The organism is Paeniglutamicibacter sp. GQ140, assembly GCF_059759235.1.
On the sequence record NZ_JCAXDW010000001.1, the window covers coordinates 24959 to 47507 of the forward strand.

21 protein-coding genes are annotated in these 22549 nt (G+C 68.5%); 11 read left to right on the top strand and 10 right to left on the bottom strand.

What is annotated here, in order from left to right; translation table 11 throughout:
- Positions 1-29: 29 nt before the first annotated feature.
- Positions 30-1613 (top strand): MFS transporter, encoded by a 1584-nt coding sequence (locus AC6CHY_RS00130; protein WP_498225044.1) that lies wholly within the window; start codon positions 30-32, stop codon positions 1611-1613.
- Here AC6CHY_RS00130 and AC6CHY_RS00135 read toward each other — a convergent pair.
- From AC6CHY_RS00135 to nirB, 3 genes are read right to left on the bottom strand one after another with little or no spacing between them, the layout of a single operon-like run.
- The gene (locus AC6CHY_RS00135) at positions 1610-2740 is read right to left on the bottom strand and encodes a uroporphyrinogen-III synthase (protein WP_498225045.1); all 1131 of its coding nucleotides are present in this window, start codon (positions 2738-2740) and stop codon (positions 1610-1612) included. The genes AC6CHY_RS00130 and AC6CHY_RS00135 overlap by 4 nt on opposite strands.
- The gene (gene cobA, locus AC6CHY_RS00140) at positions 2737-3759 is read right to left on the bottom strand and encodes a uroporphyrinogen-III C-methyltransferase (protein ID WP_498225046.1); all 1023 of its coding nucleotides are present in this window, start codon (positions 3757-3759) and stop codon (positions 2737-2739) included. The genes AC6CHY_RS00135 and cobA overlap by 4 nt, the downstream gene beginning before the upstream one ends.
- Positions 3756-6389: a nitrite reductase large subunit NirB gene (gene nirB / locus AC6CHY_RS00145; protein WP_498225047.1), complete on the bottom strand. Its 2634-nt coding sequence runs from the start codon at positions 6387-6389 to the stop codon at positions 3756-3758. Before nirB ends, cobA begins: the two co-directional genes overlap by 4 nt.
- 363 nt (positions 6390-6752) lie before the next feature.
- Between nirB and nirD the strand changes: the two genes are divergently transcribed.
- The 3 genes from nirD (at position 6753) to cspE (ending at position 8368) form a co-directional block, all read left to right on the top strand.
- Positions 6753-7130 (top strand): nitrite reductase small subunit NirD, encoded by a 378-nt coding sequence (nirD, locus tag AC6CHY_RS00150; protein WP_498225048.1) that lies wholly within the window; start codon positions 6753-6755, stop codon positions 7128-7130.
- Positions 7127-7918 (top strand): sirohydrochlorin chelatase, encoded by a 792-nt coding sequence (locus tag AC6CHY_RS00155; protein ID WP_498225049.1) that lies wholly within the window; start codon positions 7127-7129, stop codon positions 7916-7918. Before nirD ends, AC6CHY_RS00155 begins: the two co-directional genes overlap by 4 nt.
- Before the next feature lie 246 nt (positions 7919-8164).
- On the top strand, positions 8165-8368 hold the full coding sequence (gene cspE, locus AC6CHY_RS00160; RefSeq protein WP_007271190.1) for a transcription antiterminator/RNA stability regulator CspE: 204 nt from the start codon (positions 8165-8167) through the stop codon (positions 8366-8368).
- Positions 8369-8468: 100 nt separating this feature from the next.
- Here the strand turns inward: cspE and AC6CHY_RS00165 are convergent, their stop codons facing one another.
- Complete coding sequence (locus AC6CHY_RS00165) at positions 8469-9131, bottom strand: hypothetical protein (RefSeq protein WP_217387585.1); 663 nt, start codon at positions 9129-9131, stop codon at positions 8469-8471.
- Between the two features lie 86 nt (positions 9132-9217).
- On the opposite strand from AC6CHY_RS00165, the gene AC6CHY_RS00170 reads away from it, so the two are divergent.
- From AC6CHY_RS00170 to AC6CHY_RS00180, 3 genes are all read left to right on the top strand, one after another.
- A complete protein-coding gene (locus AC6CHY_RS00170) occupies positions 9218-10213 on the top strand; it encodes an LLM class flavin-dependent oxidoreductase (RefSeq protein WP_498225050.1) in 996 nt (331 codons plus the stop codon).
- Positions 10214-10315: 102 nt separating this feature from the next.
- Positions 10316-11938 (top strand): LuxR C-terminal-related transcriptional regulator, encoded by a 1623-nt coding sequence (locus AC6CHY_RS00175; protein WP_498225051.1) that lies wholly within the window; start codon positions 10316-10318, stop codon positions 11936-11938.
- 559 nt (positions 11939-12497) lie between these two features.
- Complete coding sequence (locus AC6CHY_RS00180; RefSeq protein WP_498225052.1) at positions 12498-13601, top strand: class I SAM-dependent methyltransferase; 1104 nt, start codon at positions 12498-12500, stop codon at positions 13599-13601.
- Between the two features lie 48 nt (positions 13602-13649).
- On the opposite strand, the gene AC6CHY_RS00185 is transcribed toward AC6CHY_RS00180, so the two are convergent.
- A complete protein-coding gene (locus AC6CHY_RS00185; protein WP_217387583.1) occupies positions 13650-14144 on the bottom strand; it encodes a hypothetical protein in 495 nt (164 codons plus the stop codon).
- A 137-nt stretch (positions 14145-14281) separates the two neighbouring features.
- Between AC6CHY_RS00185 and AC6CHY_RS00190 the strand changes: the two genes are divergently transcribed.
- Together AC6CHY_RS00190 and AC6CHY_RS00195 are read left to right on the top strand one after the other, a co-directional pair.
- Positions 14282-14536 carry a hypothetical protein gene (locus tag AC6CHY_RS00190; RefSeq protein WP_217387582.1) on the top strand — a complete coding sequence of 85 codons (255 nt, stop codon included), beginning with the start codon at positions 14282-14284 and terminating at the stop codon, positions 14534-14536.
- 81 nt (positions 14537-14617) lie between these two features.
- Positions 14618-15553: a LysR family transcriptional regulator gene (locus AC6CHY_RS00195; RefSeq protein WP_217387581.1), complete on the top strand. Its 936-nt coding sequence runs from the start codon at positions 14618-14620 to the stop codon at positions 15551-15553.
- Between the two features lie 15 nt (positions 15554-15568).
- Here AC6CHY_RS00195 and AC6CHY_RS00200 read toward each other — a convergent pair whose 3' ends face one another.
- The 4 genes from AC6CHY_RS00200 to AC6CHY_RS00215 all read right to left on the bottom strand — a co-directional run bounded on the left by AC6CHY_RS00200 (position 15569) and on the right by AC6CHY_RS00215 (position 19575).
- Positions 15569-16039: a hypothetical protein gene (locus AC6CHY_RS00200; RefSeq protein ID WP_498225053.1), complete on the bottom strand. Its 471-nt coding sequence runs from the start codon at positions 16037-16039 to the stop codon at positions 15569-15571.
- 83 nt (positions 16040-16122) lie between these two features.
- Entirely contained in the window at positions 16123-18729 is a 2607-nt protein-coding gene (locus AC6CHY_RS00205) for a SpoIID/LytB domain-containing protein (protein ID WP_498225054.1), read from the bottom strand.
- A gap of 124 nt (positions 18730-18853) precedes the next feature.
- Positions 18854-19189 (bottom strand): DUF202 domain-containing protein, encoded by a 336-nt coding sequence (locus tag AC6CHY_RS00210; RefSeq protein ID WP_498225055.1) that lies wholly within the window; start codon positions 19187-19189, stop codon positions 18854-18856.
- On the bottom strand, positions 19186-19575 hold the full coding sequence (locus AC6CHY_RS00215) for a YidH family protein (protein ID WP_217387577.1): 390 nt from the start codon (positions 19573-19575) through the stop codon (positions 19186-19188). The genes AC6CHY_RS00210 and AC6CHY_RS00215 overlap by 4 nt, the downstream gene beginning before the upstream one ends.
- Positions 19576-19756: 181 nt before the next feature.
- On the opposite strand from AC6CHY_RS00215, the gene AC6CHY_RS00220 reads away from it, so the two are divergent.
- Positions 19757-20809: an enoyl-CoA hydratase/isomerase family protein gene (locus AC6CHY_RS00220; RefSeq protein WP_498225056.1), complete on the top strand. Its 1053-nt coding sequence runs from the start codon at positions 19757-19759 to the stop codon at positions 20807-20809.
- A gap of 208 nt (positions 20810-21017) precedes the next feature.
- Entirely contained in the window at positions 21018-21308 is a 291-nt protein-coding gene (locus tag AC6CHY_RS00225; protein ID WP_498225057.1) for a hypothetical protein, read from the top strand.
- A gap of 23 nt (positions 21309-21331) precedes the next feature.
- On the opposite strand, the gene AC6CHY_RS00230 is transcribed toward AC6CHY_RS00225, so the two are convergent.
- The gene (locus tag AC6CHY_RS00230; RefSeq protein ID WP_498225058.1) at positions 21332-22528 is read right to left on the bottom strand and encodes an MFS transporter; all 1197 of its coding nucleotides are present in this window, start codon (positions 22526-22528) and stop codon (positions 21332-21334) included.
- Between the last annotated feature and the right edge of the window lie 21 nt (positions 22529-22549).

The window sequence follows — 22549 nt, forward strand, 5'->3', positions numbered from 1 at the left end:
TCCACGGCATCCCCAGGAAACCGAGCATCATGAGCACCCAACGCGCCACGAGCACTCCCACGAACCAGGGCATCGGCACGATCCATCGCCGACGCTGGGCCGCCCTCGTTGTCCTCATGTTCCCGGTCCTGTTGGTTTCAGTCGACAACACGGTGCTCAGCTTCGCGGTCCCCGCGCTGTCGGCAGCGCTGTCCCCCAGCGGGAACCAGCTGCTGTGGATCATTGACATCTATCCGCTGGTGCTGGCAGGCCTGCTGGTGCCCATGGGCTCGCTCGGCGACAGGTTCGGCCGACGCCGCCTGCTTCTGATCGGGTCCACCGGCTTCGCCGCGGTCTCCGCCGCCGCCGCGTTTGCCGGCAATGCCGAGCAGCTCATTGCAGCCCGCGCCCTGCTGGGCATCTTCGGCGCCATGCTGATGCCCGCGACCCTCTCGCTGATCCGCAACATCTTCACCGACCCGCTCGAGCGCCGCAAGGCCATCGCCATCTGGGCCGCGGGGTTCTCCGGAGGCGCGGCACTGGGACCCGTCGTCGGCGGCTTCCTGCTGGAGCACTTCTGGTGGGGCTCGGTGTTCCTGCTCGCCGTGCCGATGCTGGTGCCGCTGCTGATCCTCGCCCCCGCACTGGTCCCCGAGTCCAAGGACCCGAATCCCGGGGCCATCGACCCGATCTCCATTGGCCTGGTCATCATGACCCTGCTGCCCATCGTCTACGGCATCAAGGAGATGACCCACGGGGATTCGCCGCTGCTGCCGATCCTGGCAATCGCCGTGGGGCTGGCCGCCGGGGTGACCTTCACGCGGCGCCAACTGCGGCGCACCAACCCGATGCTCGATGTTCGGCTGTTCGCCAACCCGTCCTTCTCCTCCGCGCTGGCGGTGAACCTGCTGAGCATCTTCGCGCTGGTCGGCTTCATCTACTTCATCTCCCAGCACCTGCAATTGGTCGCCGGCTACACCCCCATGATGGCGGGCGTGCTGATGCTCCCGGGCCTGGGCCTGACCGTTGGCTTCGGGCTGCTGGCGGTGCGGATGACCCGGCGCTTCGCGGTCAAGCACGTGATGGTGTGGGGGCTGGGGCTCAACGCCTTGGCCTACGGCATCGTGATGCTCACCGGGCAGTCCGGCTCGGTGCCGATGCTCATGCTCGCCTTCGCGGTCCTGGGTGCCGGAGTGGGCCTGAGCGAGACGCTGTCCAACGACATGGCGCTTTCCGCGGTGCCCCCGGCCCAGGCCGGTGCCGCCTCGGCGATCTCCGAGACCGCCTACGAGGTCGGCTCGGTGCTGGGCACCGCGGTGCTCGGCTCGATCCTCAACGCCGCGTACAGCCGCAACGTGGCGATCCCCGCGCAGCTGGGCCCGGACGCGGCCGAGACCGCGCACCAGACCCTGGGCGGCGCGCACGAGGTAGCCCGGGGCCTGGGCGCCCCGGCCGCGGACCGCTTGCTGGAATCCGCCGCCGCGGCCTTCGACAAGGGGGTGGTGTACACCTCCGCGATTGCCATGGTGCTGGCCCTGGCCTCCGCCGCGATCGTCGCGTTCGCGCTGCGCCGGGTGCCGTCCGAGGTCGAGGGCGCACCGCTGCCGCGGGGGACGGCGGGCACCGGCGCCTAGGCGTTGAGCCGGTAGCCGCGCTTCACCACGGTGGACACCAGCCGGGCATCGGGCAGCGCGCCGCGCAGCCTGCTCACCGCCATGTCCAGTGCGTGGTCCGAGGAACCGTCCGGCAGCAGCGCCGCCAGGGCCCCGCGCGAGACGACGTTCCCGCGGGCCTCGAGCAGGGCCTTGAAGAGCCGCAACTGGCTGGCGCCCAACTCCGTCCCGGCCCCGGCCAGGTGCACGGTGTCCCCGCGCAATAGGCACGGGCCCAGCACGGTGGCGCATTCCAGCGCCCCGCGCTCACCCAGGTGCTCGACCAGGGTGTGGATCATCGCGCCCATCCGGTGCCGGGCGGGCACCAGCGGCTCGATGCCCGCCTCGCGCAGCGGAGCGGCGGTCACCGGCCCCACGGCAACCGTGCTGACGGTGGTCTGCAGCGCGTGCAGCAGTTGGGCATGGCAGTCGTGTTCCCGCGCGGCCTCCAGCAGCGCCACCACCGCGGGGGCACTGGTGAAGGTCAGCGCGTCCAGCGCGCCCGAACACAGCGCACGCAGCAGCACCTCCAGCTTCCCGGCGTCCTCCGGCGGCACCCAGCGGTAGGGACTGATCCGGACCAGTTCGGAGGCCCCCGCCTCCAGGAGCGCGGCGGCTGCCTCGTCGTCCCCGAGCCCGTGGTGCTGCAGCACCACCGCCTTGCCCCGCAGCTGCGGGGCCAGCCGGGCCACCATCGAGGAGGTCAGTTCGTCCCCTGCCATCGCCTCCGCATCGAAGCCCAGGGCCCGCACGGCACCCAGCGCCTTGGGACCGCGCACGTGGATCCTTGCGGCGCGCAGCACCTCCGCCAGCTCGTCGCCAAGCCCCGCGGCCTCGGCGGTCTCGAACCAGCGGCGGAACCCGTAGGCGGTGCTCACCAGCACGTACTCGGGCCGCAGCCCCAGCATCCGGCGGGTGCCTTCCAGCACTTCCGAATCCTCGGCCAGCGGGGCCAGGCGCAGCGTCGGGGCGTGCAGCACCTGGGCGCCGCGGCGCTCGAGTGCCTCGATGAGTTCTGCCGAACGCCGCTGGGAGGTCACCGCGATGCGGAATCCCGCCAGCGCCCCGGCGCTTCGCGTGCCGGTGCCGGCGGTTGCCGTCGCGCTCATCGCACGGCCGCCGGAAGCAGGGCGGCCACATCGTCGGCGCCCGCGCCCAGGGCCGCGACACCGCCGATGACGATGACCGCGGGATTCGAGCAGCCGGCCAGCCGGGCCGCGGCCGCCAGCGTGCCCAGGGTGGCGCGGGTGCTGCGCTGGGTGTCGCAGAAGCCGCGTTCGACGATGGCCGCCGGGGTGTCGGCCGCCAGTCCGTTGCGCAGCAGGCCGGCGGCGTTTTGCTGCAGGGTCGCCACGCCCATGAGCAGCACCAGCGTCCCGCCGATGCCCGCCAGGTGCCCCAACTCGGTCTCGGTGAAGGGGTCGTGGCCCGAGACCACGGTGAAGGCCTTGGACACGCCGCGGGCCGTCACCGGGATCCCTGCGGCGCCGGGCACCGAGATCGCGCTGCTGATCCCGGGTATCACCTGGACCTTCAGGCCGGCGGCCAGGGCGGCGTCGCGTTCCTCGGAGCCGCGGCCAAAGACGAATGGATCCCCGCCCTTGAGCCGCACCACGTCCCTCCCGGCGCGGGCCTCGGCAATGAGCAGCTCGTTGATGCGCTCCTGGGGCACCTTGTGGTTCCCCGGGGCCTTGCCCACGTCGACGAGCTGCGCGCCCGGTGCCAGCGCGGCCAGGTCGTGTCCCGGGCCCAGGCGGTCGTGGAAGACCACGTCGGCGTTCGCCAGCGCCGCGGCGCCACGCACCGTCAGCAGGTCGGAACTGCCCGGACCGCCGCCCAGCAGGGTGATCCCGCCGTCGCGCCGGGCCGCCTGTTCGCGGGAGAGCAGGATCGATTCGCGGCGGGCGATCTCTTCCAGCGCCTCCCAGCCCGCGGCTCCGTCGTCGACGGCAACCAGCAACCTGACCTCGGACAGCAGGTGGCCGTGGCCCTCGAGCTCGTGCGGGTGGTGGGCCCGCAATACCTGGGCGCCGGCCGACACATAGCGTGCCACGACATGCCGTGCCGCCCAGCGGGCGCCGGCAACCAGCACGAATTGGCCTTGCAGTTGCAGTCCGGTGGCGATCATGAGGGCTCCTGGGTGGGGTTGGGGGCGCCGACGGAGATGGTGGCGCCGAGGCGCACCGGCTCGGCGGGGCGGTGCTGCCCGCGCTCGGGGACGTAGGCGAGGTCCTCGTCCTTCTGCTCCGGGGCGTTGACGAAGGAGCGGAAGCGGCGCAGCTTTTCCGGGTCCGCGAGCGTTGCGGCCCATTCGTCCTGGTAGTTGCCCACGTGGGTTTCCATGGCCGCATCGAGTTCCGCGCCCAGGCCCAGCGAGTCCTCAACGACGACCGACTTCACGTGCTCGATGCCGCCGTCCAAATCCTCCATCCAGCGTGCGGTGCGCTGGAGCTTGTCCGCGGTGCGGATGTAGTACATCAGGTACCTGTCGATGTAGCGCAGCAGCGTGGCATCGTCGATGCCGCCGGCCAGCAGCTGGGCGTGGGCGGGGTTCGCCCCGCCGTTGCCGCCCACGTAGAGGTTCCAGCCCTCGGCGGTGGCGATGACCCCCACGTCCTTGGCGCGGGCCTCGGCGCATTCCCGCGCGCAGCCCGAGACGCCCATCTTGAACTTGTGCGGGGCGCGCAGCCCGCGGTAGCGCAGCTCCATTTCGATGCCCATGGCCACCGAGTCCAGCATGCCGTAGCGGCACCAGGAGGAACCGACGCAGGTCTTCACGTTGCGCAGCGACTTGCCGTAGGCCTGCCCGGATTCGAATCCGGCGTCCACCAGTTCCTTCCAGATCTCCGGCAGCTGCTCGAGCCGGGCGCCGAACATGTCGATGCGCAGCCCGCCGGTGAGCTTGGTGTAGAGCTTGTACTTTGCCGCCACCGCGGCGATCACGCCGAGCTTTTCCGGGGTGATCTCCCCGCCGGGGATGCGCGGGACCACCGAGTAGGTGCCGTCCTTCTGCATGTTGGCCATGACCCGGTCGTTGGTGTCCTGCGCGCCGGCCAGGCCCGCCTCCATCGGGTGCCCCGAGGTCTGCGAGGCCAGCACCGAGGCGATGACCGGCTTGCAGATATCGCAGCCCGAACCCTTGCCGAAGCGCTCCATGATCTGCGGGTAGCTGTGCAGCCCGGCAACCTGGACGGCCTCGAAGAGCTCGGAGCGGGAAAGCTCGAAGTGCTCGCACATGGCGGTGGAGACGACGACGCCGTTCTTGGTCATCTCCGATTCCATGAGCTTCTTGAGCATCGGGACACAGGAGCCGCACTGGGTTCCGGCGCGGGTGCAGGTCTTCAGCGAGGCCAGGTCGTTGACCGGTTCGCTGCCCGCACAGCTGCCGCAGCCCCCGACCGCGTCCTTGATGGAACCGACCGACACGCCGTTGCAGGAACAGAGCACCGCGTCATCGGGCAGGTCCCCGTCTGGCACCTCGCCGCCCAGGGCGCTGAGGTAGGCGCCCGCCTCGGCGGGCAGCTCGCGGCCCAGCAGCGGGCGCAGTGACTGGTACGGGCTCGCGTCGCCCACGAAGATCCCGCCGAGCAGGACCTTGGCGTCGGCGGAGACGACGATCTTTTGGTACAGGCCGCGGGCGGCGTCGGCGTAGACGACCTCGAGCGCACCCTCGGTGCGGGCGAAGCCGTCGCCGAAGCTTGCCACGTCGACACCGGAGAGCTTGAGCTTGGTGGCGGTGTCGAAGCCGGTGAATTCGGCGTCCCCGCCCTGCAGGTGGGAAGCGAGCACCTCGGCCATGGCGTTGGCCGGGGCCACCAGGCCGATGCACATGCCTGCGAAGTTCGCGACCTCGCCGATGGCCCAGACATGGGGCACCGCGGTGGCGCAGTGCCCGTCGATCTCGATGCCGCCGCGCGGGCCGATGCCGAAGACCGGGGCCTGCGCGCCGGTGTCCTCGAGTGCCTGGTTGTGGTTGCGGGCCAGCTCGTCGCGGGGGCGCACGCCGATGGAGACGATGACCATGTCCGCGGGGATGTGGTTGCCGTCGGCCATCAGCACACCGGTGACTTTCTCGGTTCCGCCAACGATCTCGGTGGTGACTTCCTGCGGGAACACCCCGCCGTGGACCCTGAACCCGGTCTGCGCAATCAGCCTGCCCATGGCCTGGCCCGCGCCCTCGTCCAGCTGGGTGCCCATGAGCCACTTGCCGCCGTCGATGACCACCGCCTCGGCGCCCAGGGACTGGGAGCCGGCTGCCGCCTCGAGTCCCAGCAGCCCGCCGCCGATGGTGGCGACAACCGGCTTGCGGCCCAGCTGGGCGGTGAGCGCCTGAATGCCGGCGTTGATCGCCCAGACATCCTCGAGGGTGCGGTAGACGTGGGTGTGTTCATTGCCCGGGATCGGCAGCGTTGCCGCATTCGAGCCGGTGGCCAGCACCAGTTCGTCATAGCCGAAGCTGCGGCCATCGTGGGTGTGGACCACCTGGTTGACGCTGTCCAGCGTCTTCACGCCGGCGCCTGTTGCAAGGGTGACGTTGTCACGGGCCCAGAGTGCCGGATCCCCCAGAGTGAGGTCCACGGCGGTATCGGTCAGTGCCTTGGTCAGGGCAACCCTGTCATAGGGAACGTGCGCTTCCTCGGTCAACACGGTGATCTCGAGGTTGCTTGGTTCGCGGGCCGCCATGGCCTCGGTGAAGCGATGCGCGGCCGGACCGCCACCGACGACTACGATGCGGCGTGCGCCGTGTCCTGTACCCATGTCTGTTACCCGACTTTCACTCTTGCGCCCATGACGCGTCGTTGATTGCCTTCCAGCCTAGGGAACGGGTTTTGCCGACCAATTTCCTCTTTGTTTCGGGCAGGACAACTCTGCGTCCCGGACAAAAGGCACCACGTGAGGTTGTCGAAACATGCAGTTAACGCGAGGCCGTCGAAGTCTCCGGCCGAGGTGGTTCGCCGGGGTCGCCCAAGGCCGACCACCCCCGCCTCGGGTCCGGTTCACCAACTGGATGCGGCTGCGTGAGATGGGGTTTACCGGCACGCAACGTGGCATCGCCACACGTGAAACAAGGGACTTCTAGGCTCGGGGCATCGAAGCAGCAACGACGAGAGGACCGAAGCGATGAGTGAAACGCTCGAAGAAACCACGCTCGAAACCGTGCAGGGACTGGTTGCGGTGTGCAGGACCGGGGACCTCGAGCCCGGCTGGGGCGAGGCCGCGTGGCTTGGGGGCAGGCAGGTTGCCGTGTACCGCACCGAGGGCGATGAGTTCTTCGCTGCCTCGCACCACTGCCCCGGCAGCGGCGCCAAGGTCATGGCCCGCGGCATCCTGGGTGACAAGTCCATTGCCGGCGCCCGTGTTCCCACGATTGCCTGCCCGCTGCACAAGGAGGTGTACCGCCTGGACACCGGCGACTGCCTCAGCGGGGCGGCGCCGGCGCTGCAGGTCCACCCGGTGCGCCTGCACCAGGGCATGTTGTGGCTGGACTCCGCCCAATGAGCAGCGCCACGCTCACGCGCACCGGCGCCCGGGTGGCCGGAACCGTCGAACACCCGCCCTGGCTTGGCTGGCTGGAAACCGCCCCGTCCCCCGATCTGGTGGCCGTCTCCCACGGCACGGACAGCCCGGCGGGACGTGCGGCCATCCGGGCGCTGGTTGATGTGGTGGATGTCGCACTTTCCGATGTCTCCGTGCACGCGGCCTTCGTCGACGTGCAGGAACCGCGGGTCGGTCCCTTCCTGCGCTCCGGTGCCATCGAGCCCGGGCAGGCGGCGGCCCTGGTGCCGTTGCTGTTGTCGGCGGGAACCCATGCCTCGGGCGATCTTGCCGCCGCCGCCGGCGGGCACCCCGGCACCGGGGTGGCCGCTCCCCTGGGTCCCGATGCCTCGCTTGCCGCGGTCCTGCATCGCCGGCTTTTGGAGGCCGGTTGGATTCCCGGCGAGGCGGTGGTCCTTGCCTGTGCGGGGTCCGCGGATCCGCGCGGCTTGGCGGATTGCCGGGCGATGGCCCAGTTGCTGGCCGGCCGGCTGCAGGTTCCCGTGACTCCTGCCTTTATTTCGGCCGCAGAACCTCGCCTGCCCGATGTCCTGGCGGCGGCCCGCGCCCTCAACCCCGGGCGGCGCACGGTGGTTTCCAGCTATCTCCTGGCCGCCGGATACTTTGCAGGGGTGGCTGCCGCGAGCTCCCCGGACGTGCTGAGCGCACCGTTGCTGCACCCGGGCCAGGCTCCGCCGCGGGAGCTCGTGGACCTCGTCATCGAGCGTTACCGGCAGTCCATCGCCTGGTAAACGGCAGGGGTCATTCCGGGAAACTTTTGCCCGGAATGACCCCCGTGCTAGCAACTGGTCGCCAAGTAGCGTACCGTTGAGCTTGTAGTTCTAGTTTTTCTCGCAGTAATTTCAGTGCAAACACCCCGTTGCCGGGGCGAGTACCTTTCTGAACCGCGTTGAATCACGTAGCTGCAAGTGGATTCCACAGTGGAATTGACTCCCCTACGTCCCATTTCAGGACAGTCTCGAAAGGACACACCCATCATGGCAACAGGTACCGTTAAGTGGTTCAACGCCGAAAAGGGCTTCGGCTTCATCGCTCCGGACGACAACTCGGATGATGTTTTCGCACACTACTCCGCCATCCAGTCGAACGGCTTCCGTTCGCTCGAAGAGGGCCAGCGCGTTGAGTTTGAAGTTACTCAGGGCCAGAAGGGCCTTCAGGCCACCGATATCCGCGCTGTCTAAGCTTCGGATCATCACCTTCGGCATTTAGCTGATTAGTATGGGCGCCACTCCCCCGGGAGTGGCGCCCATACTGTTTTAGCCCACGGGTGCCGCGCCGGACTCACCAACTGAAGTAGCCGTGCGCCGCTTCCTTCGTTTCCAGGTGGAACACCAGGTTTCGCGACCCCTGCGGAACCACAATGGCCATCCATTCCTCCGTACCCGCCGGTTGTATCGACCGGTTCTCCAGCTTGCGCACGATGAGATTCAGGAATGCGCCGCTTTCCGATTGGGACGATTGCTGCAAGAGCGCCAATTCCCGCCTTGCGTTCGTGGCCCCGCCCTGGGCACGGGCGGCTTCCAGATTTTCCAGGTTCTCCTTGACCAATTCCGCCTGAAAGGCGGACAACGTCTCATCGCCGCCCTGGGCCAGGAGTGCCGGGCCGTGGATCCGCCCCAGCAGCTCGGCCAAGTCCGCCAGGCAGTGCCCGGGCAAACCGGGCCCGATCCAGTCCGGCTCATTGGCGACCATTGCGGTTCCTGCATTGACCCAATCGCCGACGGCGGCCAACAAATCGGCGGCTATCTGCGCCTCGGTCCCCGGGCCGATCCCCTCGGGCTCCGCCACACCCCCGGAACGCGGGCAGTCGGCGGGGAGTTCGGCCAGGCGATCGGGTGTCGGCAGCGTGGACTCAACGGGATCGGGGTCAGGGACCAACACCGTGCACGCGCCCAGCAGGCAGGCCAGCAGGCCGCCGGCTATCGGCAAAGCCTTCCGCTTCATGACCCAAATCCTACGCTTTCGGGCGTTTGGGGTGTGTGCCCGGACACCGCGGGAATGAAACCGGAGGGGCGCTAGTTGCCGCCTGTGTGAGCATTCCTTTGTCGATCCTTGATCTTGCCCCCATTCGCCGCGGCGGTACCGCCGCCCAGACCTTCGCCGAGAGCGTCGAATTGGCGCAAACCGCCGAGGCGACCGGCTACAAGCGTGTCTGGTACGCCGAGCACCACAACATGAGTTCCATCGCGTCGTCGGCGACCTCGGTGCTCATTGGCCACGTCGCCCACCACACCAGAAGCATTCGCCTGGGTTCCGGCGGCGTCATGCTGCCCAACCACTCGCCGTTGGTGATTGCCGAACAATTCGGCACCCTCGAAACCCTGTTCCCGGGCCGCATCGACCTGGGCCTGGGCCGGGCGCCGGGCACCGATCAGGCGACGTTCCGGGCCTTGCGCCGCGACCCCGCCGCCGCCGACGCGTTCCCGCATGACGTGCTGGAACTTCAGGCCTACCTCGGCGAAACCTCCCGCATCGAGGGCGTCAACGCCTACCCGGGACACGGCACCAACGTCCCGCTTTACATCCTTGGCTCCAGCCTGTTCGGCGCCCGGCTTGCCGCGCAGCTGGGCCTGCCCTACTCCTTTGCCTCGCATTTTGCCCCGGACGCCCTGGTGCAGGCCACCACCGCGTACCGCAACGAGTTCCGCCCCTCGGAGTTCCTCGCCGAGCCGTACGTCATCGCAGGCGTGGGCGTGGTCGCGGCCGGGACCAACGCCGAGGCGCAGACCATCATGGAACAGGTCCGCCGCGACCGCATCCGGATGATGCTGGGCCGCAACCGTCCCACGGAGTTCACCGATGCCGAAGTGGAAATGCTGCTGGACACCCCGCATGGGGATTCGATCATGAAGATGCTCCAATACACGGCGGTGGGCGACGGTACGGCCGTGGCCGAGTACCTGCGCGAGTTCGCGCGCACCGCGGGGGCAGATGAACTGATCACCGTGCACAACGCCGGTGATCCGGCGCAGCGCCTGGAATCGGTGAAGATCACCGCCCAGGCCATGTCCATGGCCGGCGTCTAGTCCCGCGTCCCGCCCGGCGGATCCCCGGAACGGCCACAGGTCCTCGACCGGCCGCCGTCCCGGGGCTACCGTTGAGGTGGGGATCGACGATGGGGTTCGACGATGGAGGATTTCGACGCGCTGCTGAACTCGGCGCGACTGGCCTACGCCCGCGGGGACTGGCCCGCTACCCACGACAATCTCGCGCGGGCTCGCGCACTTTCGCCGCTGTCCGCCGGGGACCTGGACATGCTGGGCCGTGCCGCCTGGTGGCTCGGAGCCATCCGGGAATCGCTGGCGATCTCCGAGGAGGCCTACCTCCGCTTCCGGGATGACGGCGATGCCCCGCGTGCTGCCATGAAGGCCCTGGACCTCGCGCTGTTGTGGTTCAACCGCGGCGAACCGGTCATTGCCTCCGGCTGGGTCAACCGCGCCAAAAGTCTCCTGCGGGACCTGCCCGAAGGCCCCGAGAACGGCTTCCTGCTCTACCTGGACGCGGCACTCTCCCTGGGCATGAGGGACCTCGCCCCGGCTCGGGAGGCCGCGGCAACGCTCCACGGACTGGGCTCTTCCCTGCATTCCCCGGCGCTCACGGCCCTGGGCCTGGTCCTCGGTGGTCTGGTGGATGTCTACGGCGGCAGCACAGCCGCCGGCTTTGCGCAGCTGGACGAGGCGATGCTGCCGGTGCTCGCCGGCCAGGTGCCCGCGGAATGGGCCGGCGACATCTACTGCACCGTGATCCACGCCTGCCATGAACTGGCCGACCTGCGCAGGATGCGGGCCTGGACCCGGGCCACGGAGCAGTGGTGCGAGCAGTTCAGCGGCGAGGTGGTGTACTCGGGCATTTGCCGGATCCATCGATGGCAGCTGCGATCCATCGAGGGCGGCTGGGCGGAGGCGGAACAGGCCATCGCGCAGGGCGGGGAAGCGCTCATCGGCCAGAACAGCTGGATTGCCGGCGAGGCCTTCTACCAACTGGGCGAGATCCGTCGGTTGCGCGGGAATGCCGGCGGCGCCAGGGAAGCCTACGCCCGCGCCCGCGGGCTGGGAATCGAACCGCAGCCCGGCCAGTCCCTGCTCCTGCGTGCCGCCGGGGACGCCGAGGCGGCGTGGGCCGAGCTGTGCGCTGCCTTCGCCGGACGGGACGAGCTCGAGTGCGCGCGGCTGCTTCCCGCCGGGGTCGACATCGCCCTCGGGCTGGGGCTGCTGCGGGAAGCCGACGAACTGTGCGGCAGGCTGGAGGACACCGCCGCGGCATTTGCCACCGCCGGCTTCCGCGCCTGGGCCGGCCATGCACGCGCCGCGGTGCTAATCTCCCAGTCCCGCCATGCCGAGGCACTGCCCCTGTTGCAGGCCGCTGCCCGCGAATACCGCGAAGTGCACGCCCGCCACGAGACAGCCAGGCTGTACGAATTGTTTGCCCAGGTGCACCGCGGCCTCGGCGCGCCGGGGATCGCCGCCGCCGATTGCGCGACAGCCCTGGCCATCTACCGCGAACTCGGCGCCCTGCCGGATGTGCGGCGGCTCGAGGGCGCGAAGGCACCGGGCGGACTGACCGCCAGGGAAATCGACGTCCTGGAATGCATCGTGGGTGGCGCCTCCACCCAGGACACCGCCGCGGCCCTGTTCATCAGCCAAAAGACCGTCGGCCGCCATCTGGCGAACATCTACGCCAAGCTCGGCGTCTCCTCGCGCACGGCGGCCGCGGCCTGGGCGCACGGCCACGGCCTGAAGGCCCGCCGCTGACCGCCTGCCCCGTCCCGCCTGCGCGCCCCGGAACGCCACTGCATGCATTGACGCAGACGCGGCACGCCAAAATGGGTAGTCCTGCCGACGCGGCGCACCCAGGTCGAAGCCTAGCGTGGAGGGCACAATGGCCCGCGGACCCCGAAGGAGAACCGGACATGGATGCAGGAATCGCCATGCTGGCCGGAAGCATTTCCACCGTCATTTTCGCCGGAAGCGTCATGCCCATGGTCGTCAAGGCCGTGCGGACCCGGGACCTGGGTTCCTACAGCCTGGGCAACCTGCTGTTGGCCAACACGGGCAACGTGGTCCATTCCTTCTACGTCTACAGCCTGCCCGCCGGGCCCATCTGGGTGATGCACGCCTTCTACGTGGCCACCACCGGGCTCATGCTTGCGATGTACCTGCGTCACGCGGTTCCCCGCGCCCGCCTCCTGCATCATCGACACCACGCAGCCCGGGAAAGGATTCATGATTTTCCCGATGTCTGGGTCCCGGCCGGCCCCCTACCCTCGAATCGCCAAGGCGGCGAAGGCCGCCGGCCATCGAAGGAGGAGCCATGGGCACCATACGTGAAACACCACCGGCACAGGCCGCCGCGGAACCAGTCGACACCGGGGTCGTCGAGGCCTTCACCGACCGCTTCGTGGGCATTCTCAACGACGGATCGATCGCGATGCTGACCAGCGTCGGCCACCGGACCGGACTGTTCGAGACGCTCGCGGCGCTGCCCGCGGCTACCAGCGAGCAGATCGCCGACGCTGGCGGGCTCGATGAACGCTACGTGCGCGAGTGGCTGGGCGGCATGACGGCGGCCGGCATCGTCCGCTACGACCCGGCCGCCCGGACGTATGTGCTGCCGCGCGAGCATGCGGCCGTGCTGACGCGCGCCGCGGGCCCCAACAACATGGCCGTGTTGATGCAGCACATTTCCATGATGGGGCAGGTGGAACAGGAGATCATCGGGCGGTTCCGGCATGGCGGCGGGCTGTCGTACGGCGCCTACCCGGATTTCCACCGGAGCATGGCCGAAATCAGCGCCGCGGTCCACGACTGGGCCTTGGTGGACGCGATACTTCCCCTGGCGGCGGGCCTGCCCTCGCGGCTGGCTGCCGGGATCGAGCTTGCCGACATCGGCTGCGGCACCGGCCATGCGGTCAACCTCATGGCCCGGGCCTTCCCCGCGAGCCGGTTCACCGGCTATGACTTCTCCCCCGAAGCCATCGAAACCGCCCGTGCCGAGGCCGGGGAGTGGGGACTGGCGAACGCGGACTTCGAGGTGCGCGACGTCGCCGAGCTGGACATCTCCGCCGGCTTCGACGCGGTGACGGCCTTCGACGCCATTCACGACCAGGCCCATCCGGCCACGGTGCTGGAGGCGGTGCGGCGGGCGCTGCGGCCCTCCGGCATCTTCCTGATGGTGGACATCAAGGCCTCGAGCCGGGTCCAGGAGAACATCGCGGTGCCGTGGGGCAGCTACCTGTATGCGATTTCGACCTTCCACTGCATGAGCGTGTCGCTCGGGCTCGGCGGCGACGGGCTGGGAACTGTCTGGGGCTCGCAACTGGCCATGTCGATGCTTGCCGACGCCGGATTCCGCGATGTCGAGTACAAGGAGTTCGAATCGGACCCGTTCAACGTCTGCTTCGTCGCCAGGAGGTGACCCGTGGCACCGGGCTTGCGGTGCCCTGCCCGTCGGTGCTCCCCGCACCTACCGCCCGGGAAGCACCCAACGGCGCACGCCCATGACCAGAACCGTGACGAGCAGGACCACAAGCAGGCCGTCAGCGGCAATGTAGAAGTAGTGCCAGGCCGAGCCGCCCGCCTCGGCTCCCGCCAGCACCGCCTCGGTGCGCCCGGACAGGAACGGCCTGATGAGCGCGACCTTGGCCAGCAGCACGGTGCCCAGCAACCCAACCACCCACAGGTACGCCCGGTCCAGGCCCCGCCGGAGGCAGGAGGCGGCGAGCACGATGAAGAACACCACTTCCACGATGTTCATGGCGGCGAAGACCAGCTGCCCGATGCCCAGGCCCAGCGCCAGGGTCATGCCCGGGGCCATGAACTTCAGCGGCGTCTCGATGAACGAAATCCCGATGAGCAATCCCAGCCACAGTGCCGGTGCCAGGATCCGCCCGGCGGCGGCAAGCAAGGCGCGGCCGCTGACGGCGGGCGTGAGGAACCGTGGGGAAATATCGCTGTCCATATACCGACCATACTCCGCCTGACGGCCCGATTCCGCGCACGAAAAAGTGCCCATTCCCATACGCCCGGATGCAACATAGGCTGTAATCAATCGGGGTTCGGTCGCAGATCCCGGCGTTTGAAGAAAAGAGGGACACGATGAGCAACAGCTTTGATGACACCGTCTTCGATGAGCCGATTGACGACGACATGTACGAACCGGACGACGGCCGGGACGGCCAGCCCTACGATGGTTCCTCCGACAGCCCCGAAACCATGACGGCCCTCGATCCGCTGCGCAAGCACCTGTATCTCCTCGATGACGACCTCGCCGCCGAGGACGAGGAGGAAGACGAGGAATCCGTCGAGGAGGAGTGGTCCGAGGACGAGCTCCTCGAGGAGGAATCCACGTAGGACCCTCGCCCGTCTAGGATGGGACGGACGCGCTCCATCAGTGGTTCGCGCTCTCACCCCGCCCGAGGCACAGGAGTTTCAGTGGTCAATCCGGTTCACTTGCGCACGCTGCTGGAAGTCGTGACGCAAAAGTCGTTCGCCGCCTCCGCCCTCCGCCTGGGGTACACGCCCTCGGCGGTCTCGCAGCAGATGTCGGCGCTGGAACGCGACACAGGCACCACCCTTTTCACCCGGGGGGCCAAGAGCATCGAGCCCACTCCCGCCGCACTGACCATGGCCAGGCATGCCCGCCGCGTGCTCACCGACATCGACGCGCTCATGGCAGCGACCTCCACACCGGACCTTGACCCCAGCGGCAAGCCGCTGCAGGAACTGCGCATCGGGATCTTTCCGTCGCTGGCCACCTACGCCCTGCCCAAGCTCCTGGGCTCGCCGGACTGGGACCAGCTGGGCATCGCCCTGCGGGTGAACGTGGGCGAACCCCACCAAACGATCACCGGGCTGCGCCAGGACGGGGAGCTGGACCTCGCGCTGATCTTCCAGGTGGGCCAGGGCGGGCTGGCCTGGCCGGCACAGCTGGAGCGCCAGTGGCTGGGAGACGACCCGTTCCGCGTGGTGGTCCCGGCTTCCTGGAAGCTCGACGGCTCCTCGGTCTTCAGCGCCGCCCAGCTGGCCGACATGCCCTGGATCATGCACCATCCGGGGACCTCCGACGCCACCGTGATCTCCCGGCTCTTCGCCGCATTCAACATCCACCCGCGGGTGGTCGCCCATTCGGATGACTTCAATGCATCGCTGCACATGGCCGCCGCCGGGCTGGGTGCCGCCGTGGTCCCCGAACTGGCCATGCTGCGGGCACCCGATGGCATCCAGGTGATCGATGCGCCCGAGATCAGCCTGGTCCGCAGCATCTTTGCCCTCCGCCCGGAAAACCGGGACAACCCCAAGGTCGGGGTGTTCATGGACCGGCTCACCAGGGTCCTGGCCGAACTGAGCATCGGACCCAAGCGGCGCTAGGCGGTGGAGGGTCGCTCAGGGGACGAACGTCGGCTTCAACCACATCGAGGTGATGCCGGTGTCGTCGGTTCCAATGACCGTGTCGGTCGCAATCCTCGCCAGGCGCCCATCGGCGCCGCCACAGGTGATCCGGCACCAGCCGCTTTCCGCGTCGAATTGCGTCCACCACACCTCTGCGGGATCACTGCGGTCGCGGCGAATGGAGACACTTCCGCTCGGACCCAAGGCCGGCTCGTCGCCCCTCACCACCCCGTCGACGGCACCCTCGGGCCTACCAGGGACACTGAGCCACGAGGACCGCGGCGAGTATCCCCAAACGTAAAGGAGGATGCCGTTGGGCATACCTACCTCGATAAGCACGGTGTCCAGTGCCAGCGAGGCAGGCGAACCCCTGCGCGCCGCCACGTCCCCGGGATCGGTGGGGACGAAGTCAAAGGCCTGGTCCCCCAGGCTGTAGACCGCCCGGCCGGAAACAGGTTGGGTCAAGGGAACTACATTCATCGTTCGTCTTCGAAATCGTCCTCGCCTCGCCGGGCACCCGGCAACACCGGCACTGGCAGGCCGCGCGCCTACTTGTTTCCGCGCACCGTGCTGGTGCCCACGGAGATCTTGGCATCGCTCTTGGAACGCACGCCGCGCGTCCCGGCGCCGCGGTTGTCCAGGATCCTGGAGGACGAGACCTTCAATGTGGCCTTGTTCGATGCGGCGATGCCGCCGGTGAAGGTCGCCGGCCTGAACCCGGCCCACCCGTTCTTGCTGATTTCGCTCCCCCGCACCACCGAGTTCTTCCCGCCCGAGGCGCTGATGCCCGCCTGGCCGTTGAGCCTGACGATGGAGTTGATGATGCCGGTGGCATGGCCGTTGCTTTGCACGCCGATGCCGTGGTTCACCGCAACCCGGGAGGAAAAGAGCGTCGAGTGCGCTCCGCGCAGCCACACCGCCCCGGTGTTGGAGGGATTCGCGTAGCCGACCACATTGACATTGCCCATCCGGGACCAGGTTCCCAACGTCACGGCACGGGTCAGGGAGGACATGGTGTATTTGTTCTTTGAGCTGCTGGCCTTGCCCGTGAAGATGGCACGGTTCTTGTGGTCGATCCAGTAGGTTCCGGACTTCACCTTGGCCTTGGACGACACCCGGGTCAGCTGGGCGCCGTTGGCGAAGAGGACCTGGGCGCTGTTGCACTGGCTCCCGGTGGTGCACGCGAGCGTCTTGGGTGCCTTGGCCGGGATCCTTGCCGTGCCGATGCGGTGCAGCTTGCCTGACTTCTTCGTGTTCACGGCGATGGTCCCGTCGAACCGGGTGCTCGACATTCCCTGCCCGACCAGCGTTTGCCGCGGCTTGAGCACCACGTTGCTGGGCTTGTGGGTTCCGGGCTTCAGGCAGATGACGGCCCCGTCGCGCGCCTTGGCCGCGGCGGTGGAAATGCTGGCCCCGGGCTTGACCGCGGTGGTGCAGAAGTTCCGGGCATTGATGGTGGTTGCGCTCGGGGCGACCACGCTTGGCTTGATGCCGCTGATCCAGGCCGAGAGTGCGCCGATGCCGGAGGTGGATCCGCGGAAGGTGTTTCCCTTCAGGGTCTTGCTGGTTCCGGAGGAAGACTTGGCGGTGGCAGAGGTGATGGTCAGGTCCTTGGCGCGGGTGAACTTCACGCTGACCACATCGCTGAGCCCAAAGACCTTCGCCATCTCCCGCTGGCTGGTGCGCTGGGTCCATGACTTGTACGGGTTATTGGCGCTTTTCTTCAACGACCAGGAGTCGGCCCGCGACCGCAGGTAGGGCTGGCCCGCGCCGCCCCAGACGTCCTCGCTGTTGCGCGTGGCCCCGCCGGTCGAGGAGGAGTACACGGTCTCTGCAAGTCGCCCTGCGTACATCACGACCTTGCCGGCGGTTGGCACGCCCGCGGCGTTGCGGGAGACGGTGGCGTCGACAGCGGCCTTCCACTTGGCCCCGTAACCGGGCTGCTCGTTTTCCTTCTTCCAGCCGGTGAACTTCTGGTCCTGGACCTCGTCGGTGACGTTGCAGTCGCAGGATGCCTTGAGCCTGTTGACCTTGCGCATAGCATAGGTCCGACCCGCAATGGCCTGGGCCTGAAGCACCGCACTGGGCCACGAGGACGGGACCTCGGCCAGGCCATAGAGGTATTCGTCGTTCAGCCGCAGCGAGGCAACGAGGTTCACCTGGTCATCGAGCAGCCCTGCTTCCAAGGCCCCGTGCCGGTAGAGCCCCGGAGCCGATGATTCGGCGTTCGCCTGGGGGACGGAGATCGTGGCGCGGTTGGACGAGGGCCACGCGCGCGTCCCCTCCCACGTGATGCGCAGCTTGCCGCTGGCCTTGTTGGCCCCGGGTGCCGGATTCACGTCGCGCACCCCGTCCTTGTTCCTGTCCCGCGGCACCACGTCGAACCCGGCCGGGGTCTTCAGCACGTAGGTGAGCTGGGTGCCGCTCCGGTTCAGGGTGAGCGTGGATCCGGACACGGCGGTATACGTTTTTCCGGCCGTGGGATCGGTGACGCGCATGCGTCCGCCGGCAACGGTCAATGTGCTGGTTCCGGACTTGAGCACCTGCACCCGGATGTCACCGGATGCCGCGGTCTTGCTGGCGGTGACCTTGGCGGGGTTGTAGTAGTACTCCAGGATGCTGGTGGCGCTCTTGCCCTCGGCGGCCATGGCCCGGGCGCCGTACTGGCTCATGCCCACGCCGTGGCCCCAGCCCGCACCGGTGACGGTGAAGTCGGGTAGCTTGGGCGCCTTGGGCAGCCAGTAGGAGGTCCCGTTCGGGCGCACCCCGATGACGCCGCCGCTGAAGTTTTGCCGGGTGTCGGCCCCGGACTTGTATTGTTCGCCGGTCGGGTAGCCGAAGCGGCCGTTCTCCCATCCGGTGTCGGCCCAGGCCTGGGCCACCGCATTGCGCACCGTCAATGCCCTGCGCTTGGCCGAGTGCACCACGATCCCGTCGCGGTGCGAACGCCACAGCGTTCCGTCCTTGAGCTTGCCCGTTCCGGCATCGGCGCCGCCCAGCGTCTTGGCGGCCTTGGCCAGGTACGCCTTGTTGGTGTCCTGGATGCTGGCGGCGGCCACGGAGGCCTGAACCGGCACCTCGGCCGTTGCTGCGGTTCCGGGAAGCAAGAGTGCGCAGACGAGTGCGGCCGCAACGGCCATGGCGGTTTTTCTCATGGTTTTTCCTGGACAGCTTTCCCGTGGAGGGCCGGACCGGCCCGCGTCAATCAACCTTGATGATACGTCAGCTGGATTAACGGGGCGCGTCGTCGGTTCCCGCCGGCACGGGTGGCCTCGGGGCCTACTGGCCCAGCACCACCAGGATGCCGAGGACTCCCAGCCCGAGGACTGCACCACTTGTCGCCAGGACGGCAACCACGTCGGCGCGCAGCCGCTCCGCGGTGATCCCGCGGGAGGCCACGGAATAGCGCCGCCGCTGCGTGGCATAGATGCAGCCGGCGACCAGGAGGGACGCCACGACCATGGCCAGCACGCCGGCCCCGTAGTGCGGCAGCCAGCGCAGGAAGACCAGGGCGGCTACGCAGAGCGAAAGCGTGGTCCTGCCCCAGGACATCACCGTGCGTTCCGGCTGCAGCCCGGGGTCGCGGTGCAGGGGCGGGCGGGCTGCCGAACTCACGTGCCCAGCGCGATCAGCACGGCCACCACCGCGGCGGCCAGCGCACCGCCCAGGCCCAGGATGGGGATGATCAGCGGCAGCGGCAGCGGCCTGGAATGGCGCATCGACATTTCGATGCTGCGCCAGCGCAAGGCCGCCCCGGCGCTGATCAGCATGCCGATGACGATCAGCAGCACCGAGATGCCTGTGCGCAGCGGGCCGGGGAAGGCTGCGGCGGCGAATGCCTCCAGCGCGATGCCGCCGGCGAGGAAGGCCAGCGCCGTCCGGATCCAGGCCAGAAAGGTGCGCTCGTTGGCCAGGGTGAAGCGCGGGTCCGGCTCCTGGCCCCCGGGCAGCACGCGCCTGGCGATTCTCCCGCGTTCGTCGTTCCCATCGGTCGATGCCATGTGCCGGCGTGCTCCCCTGTGTTGAGTCTCGAATCCGGAGGCACCATCCACCGCCGGAAAATCCTCTTCAGGATACCGGTGAAATGCAGGTGCCCCGCCTCCCGGGAGCTCTGTTGCGCACCGCCGGCGTTTCCCTTGGGAGCCACCGGAGAGATATCTTGGCTGGGACCCGCACGCCGCAATGAACAGGACAAGAACCATCACGACCCTTATCGACTCCACGGTCCTGGGAACACTGGGCCTGGTGGCGCTGCGCCGGCCCGAGCAAATCAACGCCCTCACCGGCGCCATGCTGCAGGAGCTGACGGTTGTCCTCACTGCGTGGCGGGACGATGCGCGGGTGTCAATGGTGGTGCTGCGCGGCGAGGGAGCGCGCGGATTTTGCGCCGGCGGCGACATCAAGGACTTTCACCACGCGGTGACAAACGGCGGGCACGCCCGCTTCCTGGAACTTCTCGCCCTGGAGTTCAGGCTCGATGAGATGATCGCGAACTATCCCAAGCCGGTGGTCACCCTTGTCCACGGGCTCTGCATGGGCGGCGGGATCGGGCTGGCCTCCCACGCCGCCATCCGCATCGCCACCCCCGATGCGCATTACGCCATGCCCGAGGCCCGCATCGGCTACAGCCCCGACGTGGGCGCCACTCATCTGATGGCGAGGGCGCCGGGGCACCTGGGTGAATACCTGGTGCTGACCGCCGACACCTTCACCGGGGCCGACGCCGTGGAGCTCGGCTTTGCCGACATGCTGGTGGATGCGGAACGCTTCGAGGAGGTCATCGAGGCCCTGCCCGACTTCGAGTCGATGCCGGCGGCCGACATCGCGGCCGGCCTGGAGGTGCTTTTCGGATCCTTTGACGCCTCCCCGCTGGCGAGCGCGCAGCCCTGGATCGATGCCGCCTTTGGTGCGCCGACGCTTGCGGAGATCCTCGAGCGGCTCGATGCCATGGTCCATCCCGCCGCCCGGGCGGCGGCGGCCCGGATGCGCGCCAACAGCCCCACCTCCCTGGAATGCGCTCTGCTGGCGGTGCGCGCGGCCCGTGCAGAGGACCACCTGCCCTCGGCCCTGGCACGGGAGTTGCGCGTGGCCGACTACCTGATGCACCGCGACGATTTGGCCGAGGGGATCCGCGCCCAGGTCATCGACAAGGACCGCAGCCCGGTGTGGAACCCCGCGGAGTTGGCGCAGGTGGATCGCGAAAAAGTTGCCGCGGTGATCGCCGACTCCGAATAGGGTCACGATGACCCGCAGGGGAGCTCACGCCGAAGGGCGCTCGTCTTGGCGCTTGCGCCGGTTGGCGACCGAAGGTTGACTGGAGATTTTATCGAACTGGCCATTTTTTCCGCGGAAGTTCGGTGGCACATGCGCTTTCAAGGACACTCGATCGGAATGCTTCGGGAAATCCCGCGAGTTCCATCCCTCTGCGGGATAGATTGTGGCCATGGGCGTAGATGGCATCAAGGCATCCCTCGTTGATCCGCGTTATGTCGGCGAAGAGGTACTCACTCCGGTATACCGCGTGGATTTCTGGAACGAGAATCTCGACAGCACCGAGCATCGGCTCGAGAATGCGGCGTGCGTTGACGACGTTCTTGCGTGGGCCGAAGCCAACAGCAATGGCCGCCGGGCAGTGATCTGGGTAGAGTACAACTATGAAGGCGGAACCGGAATGTGCCTGCTGCACGGGCGCGAGCCAGCCGACGAGGAACGGCCGCTGCCCCAAAGTCCATAATTAGGGCCTTCAGCAAGCCGGCTTCAGTCCTCCATGGACCGCAGCGGCACGATGGCCCCCAGCGTCGCCGCGGCCGTCGTGACGCCCAGGGCGAGGAACACTCCCCCGGCACCCAGGGAGGTGGCGAAGACGCCCACGCCCACCGGGATCACCGCCTGCCCCAGGCGGTTGCCCAGCAGCCGGATCGACATCCAGGTGCCACGGGTGCCCTCGGTGGCGGTCATCGACACCACCGTCATGCTCAGCGGCTGCCCGATGCCCAGGCCCAGTCCCGCCAGCACCAGCAGCACCGCCATCGCCGAGGTGGGCAGCGGCAGCATCAGCAGGGCGACCAGCACCGCGGAGGCACCGGTGGACACGAGCAGCAGCCTGGCCCTGCCCACGGCGCGGACCAGGCGGTCCATCGCCAGCCGTGACAGCACCGTGGCGACTGCCCGCAGCGCCAGCAGCACCCCGACCGCCTGGGTGGAAATCCCCCGCTCCACGGCCAGCGCCGGGAGGTAGACCTGCAGCAGGTCGATGGTGCACAGCACCATCATGCTCAGCCCGATGGACGCGATGAGGGTGTTGCGGGCCGCCGGCGGAACGTGCAGCGCGGTGCGCAGTTTCACCTGGGCCTTCGCGGGGCCGGATGAGCGCCCCGCACCGCGGTGGCGGGCCATCAGGACGGAAGTGGCCAGCACCCCGGCGGCGCCCACCAGGTAGGCCAGCAGCAGCACCGAGGTGTCGGGGGTGACGGCCGGCCCGCCCAGCACCCCGAGCAGCAGCGGGGCCACTGCCTGCGCCACGGCGGTGACCATGGTGTAGAAGCCGAAGACCCTGTCCATGTTGCGATTGGTGGCCGAGGCCAGGCGGCTGTGTTCCCCGATCAGGCTCATCAGGTGGCCCACGCCCAGGATCAGGTTCCAGCCCAGCAGTGCCGGCAGCGAGGGGGCGGCAAAAAGCAGCCCGGCCCCGGCGATGATCAGCAGGGCGGCGCCCGCCAGCAGGATGTGTTTCTCCTTGCCCCGGTCCGCGGCACGGCCGATGAACACGGCCAGGAAGACAGGCAGGATCGAGAAGCTCGCCACCACCAGGCCCAGCAGCCCGGGGTCGACGCCGAGTTCCAGCGCCTTGTAGGAGGTGGCGGGCCGGACCAGGTACACCGCGGCCTGCAGGAAGAAGGCGTGTGCAAGCACGGAGGGGAAACCGATGCCCGGCGCGGTGCTGGAGGGAGCCATGGCTGCCATTATTCCGAGCCG